Origin of the sequence: Enterobacter cloacae subsp. cloacae ATCC 13047 (genome assembly GCF_000025565.1) — a bacterium.
GTDB classification, from domain to species: Bacteria; Pseudomonadota; Gammaproteobacteria; order Enterobacterales; family Enterobacteriaceae; genus Enterobacter; species Enterobacter cloacae.
Window position 1 is genome coordinate 3,976,872 of sequence record NC_014121.1, and the last position, 17,942, is coordinate 3,994,813.

Annotated in this window: 14 protein-coding genes; 4 read left to right on the forward strand and 10 right to left on the reverse strand. The window is 56.1% G+C overall.

What is annotated here, in order from left to right; all coding sequences use genetic code 11:
• Positions 1-135 precede the first annotated feature (135 nt).
• Entirely contained in the window at positions 136-558 is a 423-nt protein-coding gene (locus tag ECL_RS19350) for a DoxX family protein (protein WP_013098301.1), read from the forward strand.
• A 53-nt stretch (positions 559-611) separates the two neighbouring features.
• On the opposite strand, the gene glyA is transcribed toward ECL_RS19350, so the two are convergent.
• Positions 612-1,865, reverse strand: coding sequence for a serine hydroxymethyltransferase (glyA, locus tag ECL_RS19355; RefSeq protein WP_013098302.1), 1,254 nt, complete (start codon positions 1,863-1,865; stop codon positions 612-614).
• Positions 1,866-2,168: 303 nt separating this feature from the next.
• On the opposite strand from glyA, the gene hmpA reads away from it, so the two are divergent.
• A complete protein-coding gene (gene hmpA / locus ECL_RS19360; RefSeq protein WP_013098303.1) occupies positions 2,169-3,359 on the forward strand; it encodes an NO-inducible flavohemoprotein in 1,191 nt (396 codons plus the stop codon).
• An 81-nt stretch (positions 3,360-3,440) separates the two neighbouring features.
• Here hmpA and glnB read toward each other — a convergent pair whose 3' ends face one another.
• The 5 genes from glnB to purL form a co-directional block, all read right to left on the reverse strand.
• Entirely contained in the window at positions 3,441-3,779 is a 339-nt protein-coding gene (glnB, locus tag ECL_RS19365; protein WP_003860685.1) for a nitrogen regulatory protein P-II, read from the reverse strand.
• Between the two features lie 80 nt (positions 3,780-3,859).
• Positions 3,860-5,197, reverse strand: coding sequence for a two-component system response regulator GlrR (gene glrR, locus ECL_RS19370; protein WP_013098304.1), 1,338 nt, complete (start codon positions 5,195-5,197; stop codon positions 3,860-3,862).
• Complete coding sequence (qseG, locus tag ECL_RS19375) at positions 5,184-5,921, reverse strand: two-component system QseEF-associated lipoprotein QseG (RefSeq protein WP_013098305.1); 738 nt, start codon at positions 5,919-5,921, stop codon at positions 5,184-5,186. The genes glrR and qseG overlap by 14 nt, the downstream gene beginning before the upstream one ends.
• 1 nt (position 5,922) lies before the next feature.
• Positions 5,923-7,350, reverse strand: coding sequence for a two component system sensor histidine kinase QseE/GlrK (qseE, locus tag ECL_RS19380; RefSeq protein WP_029882227.1), 1,428 nt, complete (start codon positions 7,348-7,350; stop codon positions 5,923-5,925).
• A gap of 529 nt (positions 7,351-7,879) precedes the next feature.
• Positions 7,880-11,767: a phosphoribosylformylglycinamidine synthase gene (purL, locus tag ECL_RS19385; RefSeq protein WP_013098307.1), complete on the reverse strand. Its 3,888-nt coding sequence runs from the start codon at positions 11,765-11,767 to the stop codon at positions 7,880-7,882.
• A 267-nt stretch (positions 11,768-12,034) separates the two neighbouring features.
• On the opposite strand from purL, the gene mltF reads away from it, so the two are divergent.
• On the forward strand, positions 12,035-13,585 hold the full coding sequence (gene mltF / locus ECL_RS19390) for a membrane-bound lytic murein transglycosylase MltF (RefSeq protein WP_013098308.1): 1,551 nt from the start codon (positions 12,035-12,037) through the stop codon (positions 13,583-13,585).
• On the opposite strand, the gene tadA is transcribed toward mltF, so the two are convergent.
• The 4 genes from tadA to murQ form a co-directional block, all read right to left on the reverse strand.
• On the reverse strand, positions 13,473-14,012 hold the full coding sequence (gene tadA, locus ECL_RS19395; RefSeq protein ID WP_038420406.1) for a tRNA adenosine(34) deaminase TadA: 540 nt from the start codon (positions 14,010-14,012) through the stop codon (positions 13,473-13,475). The genes mltF and tadA overlap by 113 nt on opposite strands.
• Before the next feature lie 24 nt (positions 14,013-14,036).
• Positions 14,037-14,672, reverse strand: a complete 636-nt coding sequence (yfhb, locus tag ECL_RS19400) for a phosphatidylglycerophosphatase C (RefSeq protein ID WP_013098310.1) — start codon at positions 14,670-14,672, stop codon at positions 14,037-14,039.
• 3 nt (positions 14,673-14,675) lie between these two features.
• A complete protein-coding gene (locus ECL_RS19405; RefSeq protein WP_013098311.1) occupies positions 14,676-16,037 on the reverse strand; it encodes a PTS transporter subunit EIIC in 1,362 nt (453 codons plus the stop codon).
• Between the two features lie 13 nt (positions 16,038-16,050).
• Positions 16,051-16,944 carry an N-acetylmuramic acid 6-phosphate etherase gene (gene murQ, locus ECL_RS19410; RefSeq protein WP_013098312.1) on the reverse strand — a complete coding sequence of 298 codons (894 nt, stop codon included), beginning with the start codon at positions 16,942-16,944 and terminating at the stop codon, positions 16,051-16,053.
• Between the two features lie 118 nt (positions 16,945-17,062).
• Here murQ and ECL_RS19415 point away from each other — a divergent pair, with 118 nt between their 5' ends.
• Positions 17,063-17,911 (forward strand): MurR/RpiR family transcriptional regulator, encoded by an 849-nt coding sequence (locus ECL_RS19415; protein WP_013098313.1) that lies wholly within the window; start codon positions 17,063-17,065, stop codon positions 17,909-17,911.
• The last annotated feature ends 31 nt before the right edge of the window (positions 17,912-17,942 follow it).

The window sequence follows — 17,942 nt, forward strand, 5'->3', positions numbered from 1 at the left end:
ATATAAAAATTAAGCAAGTAGATAGCCTGCTACAAATTAACGAAAAATTAACATTCAGTGCAGTCGTCTGGCTTATGGCAGGGAACGAAAATGTGTATTACGTTTAAATTACTCCACTTGCAGAGGTTTTCTGCCATGAACTCACTTCGCTATTTCGATTTCGGTCAGTCACGCCACCTGTTGTTGTTGATTGCCCGTATCGCGCTTGTCGTACTCTTTATTATCTTCGGCTATCCAAAACTGACGGGGTTTAACGGCACCGTACAATATATGACGTCGCTTGGCGCGCCAATGCCCATGCTGGCGGCCATTATCGCCGTGGTGATGGAAGTCCCTGCCGCCATCCTGATCGTGCTGGGCTTTTTCACCCGACCTCTCGCCGTATTGTTTGTGTTCTACACGCTGGGCACGGCAGTTATTGGTCACCATTACTGGGACATGACCGGGGATGCGGTTGTGCCGAATATGATTAATTTCTACAAGAACGTCAGTATTGCTGGCGCATTTATCCTGCTGGCGATTGTGGGACCGGGAGCAATATCCCTCGACCGACGTTAAGACATAAAAAAAGGCCGCAAACGCGGCCTTTTTATTTCTGCTAAGCAGAAGAATTATGCGTATACCGGGAAGCGCGCGCAGATATCCAGAACTTTCGCTTTTACGCGCTCAATAACCGCTTCGTCATTGATGTTGTCCAGAACGTCACACATCCAGCCAGCCAGCTCTTTCACTTCCGCTTCTTTGAAACCGCGGCGAGTAACAGCCGGAGAACCGATACGGATACCGGAGGTCACGAACGGACTCTTCGGATCGTTTGGTACGCTGTTTTTGTTCACGGTGATGTTGGCGCGGCCCAGGGCGGCGTCAGCTTCTTTACCGGTCAGGTTCTTATCAACCAGATCCAGCAGGAACAGGTGGTTTTCAGTACCGCCGGACACCACTTTGTAACCACGGTTCAGGAACACTTCCACCATCGCTTTGGCGTTTTTGGCAACCTGCTGCTGATAGACTTTGAACTCTGGCTCCATCGCTTCTTTCAGCGCGACGGCTTTTGCCGCGATCACGTGCATCAGCGGGCCGCCCTGTGCGCTTGGGAACACAGCGGAGTTCAGTTTTTTGTACAGCTCTTCATCGCCGCCTTTCGCCAGGATCAGGCCACCGCGTGGACCCGCCAGGGTTTTGTGCGTGGTGGTGGTCACAACGTGAGCATGAGGAACCGGGTTCGGGTAAACGCCCGCGGCGATAAGACCGGCAACGTGCGCCATATCCACGAACAGGTAAGCACCGATGCTGTCTGCGATTTCACGCATTTTTGCCCAGTCAACAATACCGGAGTAAGCAGAGAAACCACCGATGATCATCTTCGGCTTGTGCTCTTTAGCCTGCTTCGCCATGTCTTCGTAGTCAATTTTGCCTGACTCATCAATACCGTAAGGGATGATGTTGTACAGTTTGCCAGAGAAGTTTACCGGGGAGCCGTGAGTCAGGTGACCGCCCTGCGCCAGGTTCATACCCAGAACGGTATCGCCCGGCTGCAGCAGCGCGGTGTAGACCGCGAAGTTTGCCTGAGAGCCGGAGTGCGGCTGGACGTTAGCGTAGTCAGCGCCAAAGAGTTCTTTCGCACGGTCAATCGCCAGTTGCTCAACGATATCAACGTACTCGCAACCGCCATAGTAGCGCTTGCCCGGATAACCTTCAGCATATTTGTTGGTCAGCTGAGAACCCTGCGCCTGCATGACGCGCGGGCTGGTGTAGTTCTCGGAGGCGATCAGTTCGATGTGCTCTTCCTGACGTACTTTTTCCTGCTCCATAGCCTGCCACAGTTCGGCATCATAATCGGCAATGTTCATTTCACGCTTTAACATCCGCATCTCCTGACTCAGCTAACAAGTAAAATTTGGCCTGAAAAGGCAGTCCTGTTGGACGACGGGCAACAGTATAACTGAATAGTTCTGTGATAACAGGTCTTGACAAACGATTTTACGCAAACGTTTTCCTTCACGCCACGCAAGGGTTTGAGGAATAAAGCCCTCGTCATTTTCAACGGATTTCTTTTCAGGTTTGTGATGCATATATTTCATCTCGCAAAGAACCATTTACATCACAGGGTTATTTTTATAAGATGCATTTAAAATACATCATTAAGTTCACATCAGAAGGACGCGCTCATGCTCGACGCTCAAACCATCGCTACCGTTAAAGCCACCATTCCCCTGCTGGTGGAGACAGGCCCTAAGCTCACCGCTCATTTCTACGACCGCATGTTCGCGCACAACCCGGAGTTGAAAGAGATTTTCAACATGAGTAACCAGCGTAACGGCGATCAGCGGGAAGCGCTTTTCAATGCCATCGCGGCCTACGCCAGCAACATTGAAAATCTGCCAGCCCTGCTGCCTGCGGTGGAGAAAATCGCGCAGAAGCATACCAGTTTCCAAATCAAACCCGAGCAGTACAACATTGTGGGCGGTCACCTGCTGGCGACGCTGGACGAGATGTTCAGCCCGGGCCAGGAGGTACTGGACGCCTGGGGCAAAGCTTACGGCGTGCTGGCAAATGTCTTTATCAACCGTGAAGCGCAGATCTACAGCGAAAACGCCAGCAAGAACGGTGGCTGGGAAGGGACCCGTGCCTTCCGCATTGTTGAGAAAACGCCGCGTAGCGCGCTGATTACCAGTTTTGAGTTCGAGCCAGTGGATGGTCAACCCGTTGCCGATTATCAGCCGGGGCAGTATCTCGGCGTCTGGCTGAAGCCTGAAGGTTTCCCGCATCAGGAGATCCGCCAGTACTCCCTCACCCGTAAGCCAAACGGCAAAGGCTACCGTATTGCGGTGAAACGCGAGGACGGCGGTCAGGTTTCCAGCTGGCTGCATAACGAAGCCAGCGTGGGCGACGTGGTTCATCTGGCTGCGCCGGCGGGCGATTTCTTTATGGCCGTTGAGGCAAATACCCCGGTGACGCTGATCTCTGCGGGTGTGGGTCAAACGCCAATGCTGGCGATGCTGGACACGCTGGCGAAATCCAGCCACAGCGCGCAGGTTAACTGGTTCCACGCCGCTGAAAACGGGGATGTGCACGCCTTTGCTGATGAGGTGAAAACGCTGGGTGCTATCCTGCCGCGTTTCACCGCGCACACCTGGTATCGTCTGCCAACGGATGCCGATCGTACAGCGGCCCGCTTTGACAGCGAAGGGTTGATGGATTTACGCCAGCATGAAGGTGCGTTCAGCGCGCCGGAGATGCAGTTCTACGTCTGCGGTCCGGTGGCGTTTATGCAGTATGCCGCGAAACAGCTGGTTGAACTGGGCGTCAATAAAGACAACATCCATTACGAATGTTTTGGTCCACATAAAGTGCTGTAATACAAAAAGCCCCTCATTCGAGGGGCTTTTTTTGCCGGGTGGCGGCTGCGCCTGACCCGGTCTGCAAAACCGCTGGCAATGTTAAATCGCGGCGTCGTCTTCTTCGCCGGTACGGATACGGATGACGCGCGCCACGTCAAAGACGAAGATTTTACCGTCGCCAATTTTACCCGTTTGCGCCGTACGGATAATGGTATCCACACAGGTATCGACAATATCGTCGCTTACCACGATTTCAATTTTCACTTTCGGCAGAAAGTCCACCATGTACTCTGCACCACGGTAAAGCTCGGTGTGGCCCTTCTGACGACCAAAACCTTTCACTTCGGTCACGGTCATACCGGTGATGCCCACTTCCGCCAGCGCTTCACGTACATCATCCAGTTTGAAAGGTTTAATAATCGCATCAATCTTTTTCATGGTGGGTCCTTAAACTCTTGCCTGTAAGCTGCGTCGTAATCGATTGCTCACAGTATCATATTCATTCGAAGTTTGCGGTACTACTCTTTAAAATCGTTGGCTTCCAGCTCATGGCGTGACAGCAGCTTATAGAACTCGGTGCGGTTGCGTCCGGCCATGCGTGCCGCGTGGGTCACGTTACCTTTGGTGATCTGCAACAGCTTACGCAGATAGTTTAGCTCGAACTGGTTACGCGCTTCGGCAAACGTCGGCAGTGCCGTGTTCTCGCCTTCCAGCGCCTGCTCCACCAGCGCGTCACTGATGACAGGTGACGACGTCAGCGCCACGCACTGCTCTATCACGTTGACCAGTTGGCGCACGTTTCCCGGCCAGCTTGCGGCCATCAGCCGCTTCATCGCATCGGTGGAAAACGCCCGCACAAACGGTTTGTGGCGATCCGCAGACTGGCGCAGCAGGTGATTCGCCAGCAAAGGGATATCTTCCGCACGCTCGGCCAGCGCCGGAATTTTCAGGTTCACGACGTTCAGGCGGTAGTAAAGATCTTCACGAAACTCATTGCGCGCCATTACCTTTGGTAAATCACGGTGCGTGGCGGAGATGATGCGCACGTTAATGTCGATATCGCGGTTGCTGCCCAACGGGCGCACTTTTCGCTCCTGCAGCACGCGCAGTAATTTGACCTGCAGCGGCGCAGGCATGTCGCCAATCTCGTCCAGGAAAAGCGTACCGCCTTCCGCCGCCTGGAATAGGCCTTCCCGGCTGCTGACTGCACCGGTGAACGCACCGCGGGCGTGGCCGAAGAGTTCAGATTCGAGCAGTTGTTCCGGCAGTGCGCCGCAGTTAATGGCAATAAAGGCGTTTTTGCTGCGCGGGCTGGCATTATGGATGGCCTGCGCCAGGATCTCTTTCCCGGTGCCGCTCTGCCCGTTAATCAGGACGCTGACGTCAGACTGCGCCACCATCCGGGCCTGTTCCAGCAGACGCAGCATGATGGGGCTACGCGTGACAATCGGCTCCCTCCACGCCTCATCGCTCGACGGGGCAGCATGTTCCAGCGCACTGTCGATGGCCTTATACAGCGCGTCTTTGTCCACCGGCTTGGTCAGGAAGCTGAAAACCCCCTGCTGTGTCGCCGCGACGGCATCCGGGATCGAGCCGTGCGCCGTCAGGATAATCACCGGCATGCCCGGCTGCTGCTTCTGGATCTCTGCGAACAGCTGCAGGCCATCCATTTCATCCATCCGCAGGTCGCTTATCACCAGGTCAATTTTCTCCCGGGCGAGAATTTTCAGCCCCTCCAGCCCGCTTTCAGCCGTCACGACGCTGTAGCCTTCACTGACCAGACGCATTCCCAACAGCTTGAGCAAACCGGGATCGTCATCCACCAGCAGGAGATGGGCAGGTTTACGGCTCGTCATGCTTCACATCCTCTTGTTTCGGTGTATCGCTGTCCGGTGCAGCAGATGAACTCCCAGGCTGATATTTACGCGACGAGAGCTGTCTTTCGATATCGGTCAGGTTCTCCAGCTTACGGGTCGTGGTATCCAGTTGCGTACGCAAATGTTGTTGCTGTTGACGCAGGGTATCCAGCTCGCTGTCGGTTGACTGTTGCAGCTTGCTGTAACGGGAGCGCTCTTCAGACAGCTGAAGTTGTAATGTCTGCCCATCGCGCCAGAGCTGGTAAATCGGGCGTACCTGAGCGGGAAGCGTTGCGACAAAGGTGTCGAGCCGCGTGACGTTCGTGCGTCGTTCGACAGGGGTAATTTTGGCATCTCCAAGCAATATTCCGCGCTTGAAGGCGTCCTGCCAGGTATCGTCGTCCAGCATCGCCGCTTTTGAGCGGGCTTCAACCGGAGCCAGACGCTGCGCGCAGTCTATTCCGCGTAGCCAGAACAGAGGATTGGTTTCGACGTCATGCCCCGACAGGTTCCAGATGTCGTCGCAGCGGGTTGAGAGAAAATCTGCCAGCTGATTCTCTGGCCATTTATCTTCCTGTTTATCGCTAATGGCACTTTTTGGCACATGGGAAACACACCCCGCCAGCAATAAACAAGGCAGACTCAGGCGCAACGTTTTACGGGAAAACACCGCGCGTATGGCGCGGAAAAAGACGTGTGACATACTCACCAGACATAGCTTCATTTTATTGGTTTTTCCGGCTCAGGGGCAGTTCGATACGGAAGCAAACATCGGAACGTTCATCCGTGACAATGTTTAGCTCCCCCTGCATGCGTCGTATACAGTCCCGGGCGATACTTAACCCCAGACCGCTTCCTTTAACCGCACCTTTTCGCTGATGACTTCCCTGGAAGAAGGGTTCAAATATCATCTCTCTTTCGTCATCGGGGATCGGGGTGCCGGTGTTGGCGACATCAATAAAGACCCGTGAACCATTCGTATAGCTTCGGATATAAATGTTACCGGATTCAGTACCATAGTGCACCGCATTGGAATAAAGATTATCCAGAACGCTCATCAATAACATCGGTTCAGCCAGGCAGGTTGGCTCATTAAGCGTCACCCCGGTATGCATCATTTTAGCTCTTGCAGGCAAGCTGTGGGCAGAGATCACCATATCCACCAGCGGCTCAATCTCGACATTTTCAAGGACGACCGCTCCATCCGCCAGCTTGCGGTTGTAATCGAGCAGTTGCTCAATTAATTTCTGCAGATTGCGGCTGCTGGCGTCGAGGATCTCAACAATCTCTTTCTGCTCCACCGTCAGCGGCCCCGCCACTTCGTCTGCCAGCAATTCCGTGCCTTCGCGCATGCTGGCCAGCGGCGTTTTAAGCTCATGGGAAATATGACGTAAAAACTGATGACGCTGGGATTCCAGCCACGACAGGCGCTCCGAAAGCCAGATGATCCGCTGCCCCACGGAACGCAACTCGCGCGGGCCTTTAAAGGCCACCGTATCGCCCAGTGATTTCCCCTCCCCCAGACGATTGATCATCCGCTGGATGCCCTTCACCGGGCCGATGATCATTCGGGTAAAAAGTAACACCAGCGCGAGGCTGACCAGGAACAGCACCAGCGCCTGCCAGCCAAAGAACTGACCGCGTTCGGCAATCTCCTGCTGTAGCTGCTGGCCGCGAGAGAAAATCACCGCACGGGTAGACTGCACCATCTCAGCATTGGCATTGGCAAAGGCTTCAAGGCGCGCGGCTGCGGCGGCATCAGGGCCACTGTTCTTACACTGCAGCTGGGCCAGGTCGTTCAAATCCTGACGTAATGCCTGGTAGAGCTTATCGTCCGGCAACACGCCGGCATGCGCATCCAGCATCTCGCTATAGCGTTTACGCTGATTCTGGTAGACCTTTTCCAGCGTGCGATCGTCAAGCACGCAATACTGACGATAGCTACGCTCCATCTCCAGCGCGGCGTTGGTCATCGCCTCACTGCGTCTGGCGTCAATGAGCGTCGTGCGGTTAGTCAGTGCCGCCTGGGCACTGAGCGCGTTCAGGCTTTGCCACGCCTGCCAGGCCAGAATCAGTAAAGGCAGCAGGATCAGCAAAAAGGCCATCATTACGAGTTGACGCAGGGAACGGGGGAAAACGGGCCAGCGTTTCAACGCATTACTCTCTTTGAATGGGTTTGAGGAGAGCGTAACTGAGTCTGCCCTTCAGATACAACAAAGCCGGGTAAAAACCCGGCTTTGTCATGGAATGAGGCGGTGCCTAACTCGACGTTTCGCCCTGTCCTGATAAAGCAGCGCTATGATCAGTAGTTGGACGGCAGGCACCTTTTTGTGCGTCATTCGAAGTTTATGTAGCACGTCCCGAAGGGGCTGACATAAGAAGGTGAATGAGCCACTGATTAATATTCTGCAATAGATGTGCCAGAATGCAAATAAATATATTATCGCATTGATATTTATGAAATTTATGGGTTTCCACCGTTAATTGCTCGCTGAATGATTTCCAGGCTAAGTGTCGCTAATCAGCAACACCTTAACGGGAACCGCCCCAGCCATATATAAATCAATGAGTTAAATGTCTCCTTTTGGAGACAGTGGCATGACGGGTCTGTCGCGAAATTGCGACACACATAAAAAAGCCCGGTAGCGCTTTCGCGTACCGGGCTTTAAAGGGCAATATCGATTAACCCAACTGTTTACGTGCGTTGCGGAAGATACGCATCCACGGGCTGTCCTCACCCCAGTTTTCCGGGTGCCAGGAGTTGCTCACGGTGCGGAACACACGCTCAGGGTGTGGCATCATGATGGTCGCACGGCCGCTTTCGCTGGTGACCGCCGTGATCCCGTTCACTGAGCCGTTCGGGTTAGCCGGATAGGTTTCCGTCACCTTGCCGAAGTTATCAACAAAGCGCAGCGCCACCAGGCCTTTGCTCTCAAGCTGAGCCAGATGGGCGGCATCACGCACTTCTACCTGACCTTCACCGTGAGAAACGGCGATTGGCATCTGCGACCCTACCATTCCCTGCAGCAGCAGAGACGGGCTCTGAGTCACTTCGACCAGGCTGAAACGTGCTTCAAAGCGGTCGGACTGGTTACGCACAAAGCGTGGCCACGCTTCACTGCCCGGGATCAGCTCGCGCAGGTTAGACATCATCTGGCAGCCGTTACACACACCAAGCGCCAGGGTTTGCGGACGATGGAAGAAGTTTTCGAACTCATCACGTACGCGGCTGTTGAAGAGAATGGACTTCGCCCAGCCTTCACCGGCACCCAGCACGTCACCGTAGGAGAAACCGCCGCACGCCACCAGCGCATGGAAATCTTCCAGACCGGTGCGACCTGCCAGCAGGTCACTCATATGGACGTCGATGGCATCAAAGCCCGCACGGTGGAAGGCCGCAGCCATCTCAACGTGGGAATTGACGCCCTGCTCACGCAGCACGGCGACTTTCGGACGCGCGCCGGTCGCAATGTACGGTGCAGCGATGTCTTCGTTGATGTCGAAGGAGAGCTTCACGTTCAGGCCAGGATCGTTGTCGTTGGCCTTGGCGTTGTGTTCCTGATCGGCACAGTCCGGGTTATCACGCAGGCGCTGCATCTGCCAGGTGGTTTCCGCCCACCACATACGCAGCGTGGTGCGGCTTTCGCTGAACACCGCATGGCCATCCGCTTCAATGACGAAACGGTCACCCTGAACGGCTTTACCCAGGTAGTGTACGCAGTCTGCCAGGCCGTGCTGAGCCAGCAGGGCTTCAACCGCCTCACGATCGGCCGCGCGCACCTGAATCACCGCGCCGAGTTCTTCGTTAAACAGTACCGCCAGACGATCTTCGCCAAGCGTTCCGATGTTCGCTTCAACACCGCAATGTCCGGTGAAGGCCATCTCCGCCAGGGTCACCAGCAGGCCGCCGTCGGAACGGTCGTGGTAGGCCAGCAGTTTACGCTGCGCCACCAGCGCCTGAATGGCATCGTAGAAGCCTTTTAACTGTGCCACATCACGCACGTCCGCCGGTTTATCACCCAGCTGACGGTAAACCTGTGCCAGCGCGGTGGCACCCAGCGCGTTGTGACCTTTACCCAGGTCAATCAGCAGCAGGGCGTTGTCTTCGGTCGAGAGCTGTGGGGTCACGGTATGGCGCACGTCTTCCACACGGGCAAACGCGGAGATGATCAGCGACAGCGGCGAAGTCATTTCGCGCTGCTCGTTGCCTTCCTGCCAGCGGGTTTTCATCGACATGGAGTCTTTACCCACTGGAATGGTCAGGCCGAGCGCAGGACAGAGCTCTTCACCCACCGCTTTCACAGCTTCATACAGGCCCGCGTCTTCGCCCGGGTGACCGGCAGCGGCCATCCAGTTCGCGGACAATTTGATACGTTTGATATCGCCAATCTGGGTCGCGGCGATGTTAGTCAGTGCTTCACCGACGGCCAGACGAGCAGAGGCCGCGAAGTCCAGCAGCGCTACCGGGGTACGTTCGCCCAGCGCCATCGCTTCACCGTAGTAGCTGTCGAGGCTCGCGGTGGTCACGGCGCAGTTCGCCACCGGGATCTGCCATGGCCCCACCATCTGATCGCGCGAGACCATACCGGTCACGGTACGGTCGCCGATGGTGACCAGGAAGGTTTTCTCCGCCACCGCAGGCAGGTGCAATACGCGATTCACCGCGTCTGCTACGGTAATGCCCTGACGATCCAGCGCGTTGCCCGCCGCTTTGCGAGTCTGCACGTCGCGGGTCATCTTCGGCGTTTTGCCGAGCAGCACGTCCAGCGGCAGATCGATTGGCTGGTTGTCGAAATGGGTATCGCTCAGGGTCAGGTGTTTCTCTTCGGTCGCTTCACCGATTACCGCGTACGGCGCGCGCTCGCGGCGGCACAGCTCGTCAAACAGCGGCAGCTGATCGGCTGCGACGGCCAACACATAACGCTCCTGAGATTCGTTACACCAGATCTCCAGCGGGCTCATGCCCGGCTCATCGCTCAGAATGTCGCGCAGGTTGAAACGGCCACCGCGACCACCGTCACTCACCAGCTCCGGCATGGCGTTGGACAGGCCGCCCGCGCCAACGTCGTGGATAAAGAGGATTGGGTTTGCATCACCCAGCTGCCAGCAGCGGTCGATCACTTCCTGGCAACGACGCTCCATTTCCGGGTTGTCACGCTGAACGGAGGCAAAGTCGAGATCGGCGTCAGACTGACCGGATGTCATTGAAGAGGCCGCACCGCCGCCCAGGCCGATGTTCATCGCCGGTCCACCGAGGACGATCAGCTTCGCACCGACGACGATCTCACCTTTCTGCACGTGATCGGCGCGAATGTTGCCGATCCCACCCGCCAGCATGATCGGTTTGTGGTAGCCGCGCAGCTCTTCGCCGTTGTGGCTGTCCACTTTCTCTTCATAGGTACGGAAGTAACCGTTCAGCGCCGGACGACCAAATTCGTTGTTGAATGCCGCGCCGCCCAGTGGACCTTCGGTCATGATGTCCAGCGCGGTCACGATGCGCTCTGGCTTGCCGAAATCTTCTTCCCACGGCTGTTCAAAGCCCGGGATACGCAGGTTGGAAACAGAGAAACCGACCAGGCCCGCTTTTGGTTTCGCACCACGGCCCGTCGCCCCTTCGTCACGGATTTCACCGCCGGAACCGGTCGCCGCACCCGGCCACGGAGAGATCGCCGTCGGGTGGTTGTGAGTTTCCACTTTCATCAGGATATGCGCCGGCTCCTGATGGAAGTCATAGCGCCCCGCTTCGCGATCGGCGAAGAAGCGGCCCACCTCGGAACCTTCCATCACTGCGGCGTTGTCTTTATAAGCAGACAGCACGTGGTCAGGGGTTTTCTCCATGGTGTTTTTGATCATTTTGAACAGCGACTTCGGCTGCTGTTCACCGTCAATAATCCAGTCGGCATTGAAAATCTTGTGGCGGCAGTGCTCAGAGTTAGCCTGCGCGAACATATAGAGTTCGATGTCGTTCGGGTTGCGGTTCAGCTTAACGAACGCATCCTGCAGGTAGTCAATCTCATCTTCTGCCAGTGCCAGGCCGAGACGCAGGTTAGCGTCAATCAGCGCCTGACGGCCCTGCCCCAGCAAATCCACGCTCTGTACTGGCGCAGGCTGATGATGGGAGAAAAGTTTCTGCGCATCATCCAGAGAAGCAAATACGCTCTCCATCATGCGGTCATGCAGCTCTGCGGCCACCGCCTGCCACTGGGCGTCGCTCAGGGTGGAGGCTTCAACGTAATACGCCACGCCGCGTTCCAGACGGTTAATCTGGTTCAGACCACAGTTGTGAGCGATGTCAGTCGCTTTGGAAGACCAGGGGGAGATGGTGCCTGGACGAGGCGTCGCAAGGATCAGTTTACCGGTTGGGGTATGGCTGCTCAGACTTGGGCCATACTTGAGCAGGCGTTCCAGCTGTACGCGCTCCTCTGCATTCAGGGGGGCATTCAGGTCAGCAAAATGGACATACTCAGCGTAAATATTGCTTACCGGAAGGTCGGCTGCCTGAAAACGTGCCAGCAGTTTGTTAATACGGAAGGCAGACAGTGCAGGCGAACCACGCAGAATTTCCATCATAAGTCTCTCGTCTTCGAAGCGCCGGGGCGCTTACAGTGTGCGCAAGGGGGGAAAACGGGCGTCATTATAGAGAATCCTGAGCGTCGACGAAACCGTTTGCGTCGAAATAAAATCGACAGCGTCGTTTAACAATAGATGTGACCTCTCTCTCTAATTTGTTGCCAAGTGGCGTAACTTTACGCAAAATGCCGCTCAATCAATGGCAAACCTTATTTTTAACATGGCTACAGCATACTAAGGCAACCGGCGTCGCAGAGAATTAACTAATTGAAAAAATTAAAGATTAATTATCTGCTCATCGGCATTGTAACGTTGCTGTTGGCAGTGGCCCTCTGGCCTTCCATCCCCTGGTTCGGCAAAGCCGAAAACCGTATCGCCGCCATTCAGGAGCGGGGGGAGTTGCGTGTCAGCACGCTTAACTCTCCGCTGATTTACAGCGACATCAACGGCAAAACCATCGGTCTGGACTATGAGCTGGCTCAGCAGTTTGCCGATTACCTCGGCGTGAAGCTCAAAATCACCGTGCGCCAGAACATCAGCCAGTTGTTTGATGACCTGGATAACAACGATGCCGATATCCTCGCCGCCGGGCTGGTGTACAACAGCGAGCGCAGCAAGAATTACCAGCCGGGCCCGACCTATTACTCCGTTTCACAGCAGCTGGTCTATCGCGTCGGTAGCCTGCGCCCGCGTACGCTGGCCTCGATCAACGCTCAACAGCTGACGATTGCCCCCGGCCATGTGGTGATTGACGATCTGCGTGAGCTCAAGGAGAAGAAATACCCTGACCTGAGCTGGACCGTCGACCCTAAACTCGGCACGACCGAGCTGCTGGACCAGGTCAAAGATCAGAAACTGCCTTACACCATCGCCGACTCCGTGGCGATCAGCCTGTTCCAGCGGGTGCATCCTGAAATCGCCGTGGCGCTGGACGTGACGGACGAACAGCCCGTGACCTGGTTTACTCATCTTGATGACGATCAGACCCTCTCTGCGGCCATGCTCGATTTTTATAACACCATTAATGAAGACGGTACCCTGGCACGCCTGGAAGAGAAGTACCTCGGCCATGGTGATGACTTTGACTACGTTGACACCCGCAGCTTCCTGCGCGCGGTAGACAGCGTCCTGCCTGACCTGCAGCCTCTGTTCGAAAAATATGCGCAGGAGATTGACTGGAAACTGCTGGCGGCTATCTCGTATCAGGAGTCCCACTGGGACACCCAGGCCACCTCCCCCACCGGCGTGCGCGGCCTGATGATGCTGACTAAAAATACCGCGCAGAGCCTCGGGCTAACCGACCGTACCGATGCGGAACAGAGCATCAGCGGCGGCGCGCGCTACCTGCAGGATATGATGGCCAAAGTCCCCGAGACGGTGCCGGAAGAGGAGCGTATCTGGTTCGCGCTGGCCGCCTACAACATGGGCTATGCCCACATGCTCGACGCCCGGGCTCTGACGGCAAAAACAAAAGGCAACCCCGACAGCTGGTCTGACGTAAAACAGCGTCTGCCGCTCCTGAGCCAGAAGCCGTGGTACAACAAGCTCACCTACGGCTATGCGCGCGGGCATGAGGCTTATGCCTACGTGGAAAATATTCGTAAATATCAGATTAGCCTGGTGGGGTATCTGCTGGAGAAGGAAAAAGAGGCGACAGAGGCGAAACAGCTGGCGCAAAGCTATCCGGTTGTGGCACCGGACGAAATTAATCGCCCGACGACTTCAATTCTGCCTTTTGTTGCTTTTTCTGCTGACGGCGCATTCGAAAGAAATCACTTAATAGCCCCGAACACTCTGGTGCAAGCACCCCACCGATAGTCTTCACCTGATGGTTCATTCCCGGGTGTCCAAGCACGTCCATCAGCGAGCCCGCAGCACCGGTTTTTTCATCCCGCGCGCCAAAGACCAGCGTACCGATACGGCTGTGCACCATCGCGCCGGAACACATGACACATGGCTCAAGCGTGACGTACAGCGTGGTGTCGAGCAGACGGTAGTTTTGCAGTACCAGCCCACCCTGACGAAGCGCCATGATTTCTGCGTGAGCGGTAGGATCGTGGCGACCAATCGGGCGGTTCCACCCTTCTCCAATCACCTGGTTGTTATGGACAAGCACCGCACCCACGGGCACTTCTCCCTCGTCCCAGGCGCGCCGGGCAAGGGTGAGCGCATGGCGCATCCAGTATTCGTGTGAGAATTCAGGGTTGGACAACGGTTGATACTCCAGTCGAAAAGCGGGCGGCATTATACACACCCGCTATGGATAAAACTATTCGAGTTGCTGAAGTTCACCCGCAGGCGTGACGCGCCAGCGGTGCTGGCAAAAATAGAGCAGCGGGTTGTCCTGCTTACTGTCACTGTAACCGCTGTACAGGCGCAGCGGCGTGCCAATGCGCATCTCCAGCTGGGCCACCTTTTCATGCCCCAGACAGCGCATGCTCAATACCCACCCGCCGTAACCACGAGAGATCTGCGTGGCGATCAGATTCACTCTCGGCAACCACGGCGTATCAAAATAGACCTGCTCTACCAGCGACTGCGGCGAGCCGGTAATCAACCAGATATCGGCGTCGTTCGCATCGAGGTAGCTGGTCAGCCGTGCCTGCACAACCGGAAACGCCGTCACATGATCGCGAAACCAGTGCGCAAAGTCTTGCTCAAGCTGTTTGAGCCGGGCTTCACTGTGGCCAAAGGTACAGCCCCAGAGCAGCAGGCTCATTGGCCAGCGCGCTGCCCGGCCTTTCACCAGCAGCGCAAGGCCAATCACGGGTAACAAAGGTAAGACGAGCAGTGCGTTCAGGGGCTGACGCCGCAGCAGGTAGCGCATAAACGTACCGAACATATCCTGCTGATGCAGCGTTCCATCCAGGTCGAAAAAGACAACACGACGCTCGTGATTAGCCAAACCTTACTCCTCTGGGTCGTTGAATCCTGCCAGCCAGGTAAACAGGAACCCGGCGATCACCGCTACCAGATAGCCTAACAGATAGAGCATGACTTTTCCGGTCACGATGGTGAGCGCCAGCGGTAAACCGGAGAGACCAAAGGTGATAACAGTGGCAACTTTCCAGTAGCTGATAAGCGCCCCGCCCACCGCCCCGCCCAGACAGGCCGCGAGGAAAGGCTTACCGAGCGGCAGCGTGACACCAAAAATCAGCGGCTCGCCAATGCCCAGCAATCCGACCGGTAGCGCCCCTTTAATCACTTTTTTCAGGCGCGCGTTACGGGTTTTCATCAGCACGGCAATCGCCGCACCAACCTGACCTACCCCCGCCATCGACAGAATGGGCAGTAGCGCGTTATAACCATGAGCCTGCACCAGCTCGACGTGGATCGGCACCAGCCCCTGATGCAGCCCGGTCAGCACCAGCGGCAGGAAGGTCCCTGACAGCACAGCGCCCACTAATAACCCGCCGCGATCGATAGCCAGAGAAGCGCCGTGGGCAATCACCTCAGAGATCCAGCCGCCCAGCGGCTGCAGGGCCACAATCGCCACACAGCCGGTGATAAGCGTGGTCAGCAGCGGATTGAGGATCAGCTCAATGGAACCGGGCAGAGCGGCGCGCAGCTTTTTCTNAATCCAGCACATCAGGATGACCACCAGCAGCACCGCAATCACCCCGCCGCGCCCGGGCTGGAGAGCCTCGCCAAACAGGGTTATCTGCGCAAGCTGCGGGCTGGAGAGAATACCGGCCATCACCCCGCCCATCGCCATTGAGCCGCCATACACTTTGGCGGTGTTAACCCCAACCAGAATGTTCATGATGGCGAAGACAGCGCTACCAAAGATCCCCAGAATGCCGAGCAGGTTCGGATAGTGCGTGGCAAAATCGCCGACAATATCCGGACGCTTGAGGATATTGATGATCCCGGTGATCAATCCGGAGGCAATAAACGCCGGAATAAGTGGAATAAAGACGTTTGCCAGCTGTCGCAGCGCATCGCTCATGGGGGCTTTGTATTTGGCCTTTGCCTGCGCTTTGGTGCGCTCGGCATCGTCAACCGGCACGGCCGCCCCTCCGCCCATCAATGCGCGCATGGCATCAACGACCTGCGCCGCTTTTCCCGGCCCGACGATCAGCTGATGCTGCTGCCCCTGCTTTACGTATCCGCTGACGCCAGGAAGCTGCTTAAGGTGCGCGATATCAAGCTGGTCGTCGTCATGCACCTCGACGCGCACACGCGTCATGCAGTTTTCCAGACGCTGAATGTTCTTCTCTCCGCCGATCCCCTGCAAAATATGGCTGGCGAGCGCTGCTGTTTTTTCCATACACGCCTCTGTGTTAGTTTTCTAATGCCGCCCGTAAGAATCCATTATGCTCGGCAAGTCTGGCTCGCGCGGCGGCGGCATCCAGCCCGCTCAGGATCATCAGAATGGCCGGTTTCACATCGTGATCGGTTTGTTTGAGTACGGCTTCCGCCTCTTCGCGGCTCGCACCGGTCGCTTCCATCACCATGCGACAGGCCCGGTCCACCAGCTTGACGTTGGTGGCCTGCATATCCACCATCAGGTTCTGATACACCTTGCCGAACTTCACCATCGCGCCGGTGGAGATCATATTGAGCACCAGTTTTTGCGCGGTCCCGGATTTGAGACGCGTGGAGCCAGTGAGCGCTTCGGGCCCGACGACCGGCGAAATAGCGATGTGGGCCACCTGCGCAATGGGAGAGCCTGGATTACAGGAGATAGCCACGGTAGTGCAGCCCGTCTGATTGGCATATTCCAGGCCACCAATGACGTAAGGTGTGCGCCCGGAAGCGGCCAGTCCGACCACCAGGTCGTTTGCGTTGAGGTTAAGCCCTTTCAGATCATCTTCACCGAGCTGTTTGTTGTCTTCCGCTCCTTCTACCGCCTTCAGCAGCGCGCCAGGCCCACCGGCAATGAGACCGACCACCAGCCCGTGCGGAACGCCGAACGTAGGCGGACATTCAGAGGCATCCAGCACGCCGAGTCGTCCGCTGGTTCCGGCGCCCATATAAATAATGCGGCCCCCCGCCTTGAGCGCCTGTGCCGCAGCATCGACGGCCTTCGCCACCTCTGGTAATGTCTCTTTCACTGCCAGTGCGACCAGCGTATCCTGTTGATTAAAACGGTTAACCAGCTCCAGGGTGGAGAGAGCATCCAGATCCATGGTTTGCGGGTTACGCGTTTCTGATACAAGTGAGCCAAGATTCATCTTTTTTACCTCTGGAATTTTTAATTCATAATAAGCGCACTATAATGGAATATAAAATTCATTCAGGCGAGCAAAATTCGTATTTGCGCAGACAATCACATTTTCGCCAGGAGAACGTATGAACTGTTTAATTCGCATTCGCCAGCGTTATGCAGGCTTTGCTCAAAGCGACAAAAAGCTGGCGGATTTTTTGCTTTCTCAGCCCGACCATGCCCGCCATCTCAGCTCTCAGCAGCTGGCAAGCGAAGCGGGTGTGAGCCAGTCCAGCGTGGTGAAGTTTGCCCAGAAGATTGGCTTTAAGGGCTTCCCGGCACTGAAACTGGCAATCAGCGAAGCCCTGGTGAGTAACCCCAATCCGCAATCCATGCCGGTGCATAATCAGATCCGTGGCGATGATCCCATGCGTCTGGTGGGCGAGAAGTTGATCAAAGAGAACGTCGCGGCCATGCACGCCACTCTTGATGTAAACACTGAAGAAAAATTACTGGAAAGCGTGGCAATGCTGCGTGCGGCACGACGGATCATTTTGACCGGCATCGGCGCGTCCGGGCTGGTGGCGCGTAATTTTGGCTGGAAGCTGACGAAAATCGGGTATAACGCCATCGTCGAACAGGATATGCATGCCCTGCTGGCGACAGTGCAGGCCATGGATCCGGACGATCTGCTGCTGGCGATCTCCTATACCGGGGAACGCCGTGAAATCAACATGGCCACCGACGAGGCCCTGCGTGTGGGTGGTAAAATTCTGGCTATTACCGGTTTTACGCCCAATGCACTGCAACAGCGGGCAACGCGCTGTTTGTATACCATTGCCGAGGAGCAGGCCACGCGCAGCGCGGCTATTTCGTCCACCAGCGCGCAAATGATGCTGACGGATCTGCTGTTTATGGCGCTGGTGCAGCAGGATCTGGAGCATGCGCCTGAGCGGATTCGTCACAGCGAAGAGCTGGTAAAAAAACTGGTTTGAACAACGAATGAGCGTATAATGCCCGCCCTGT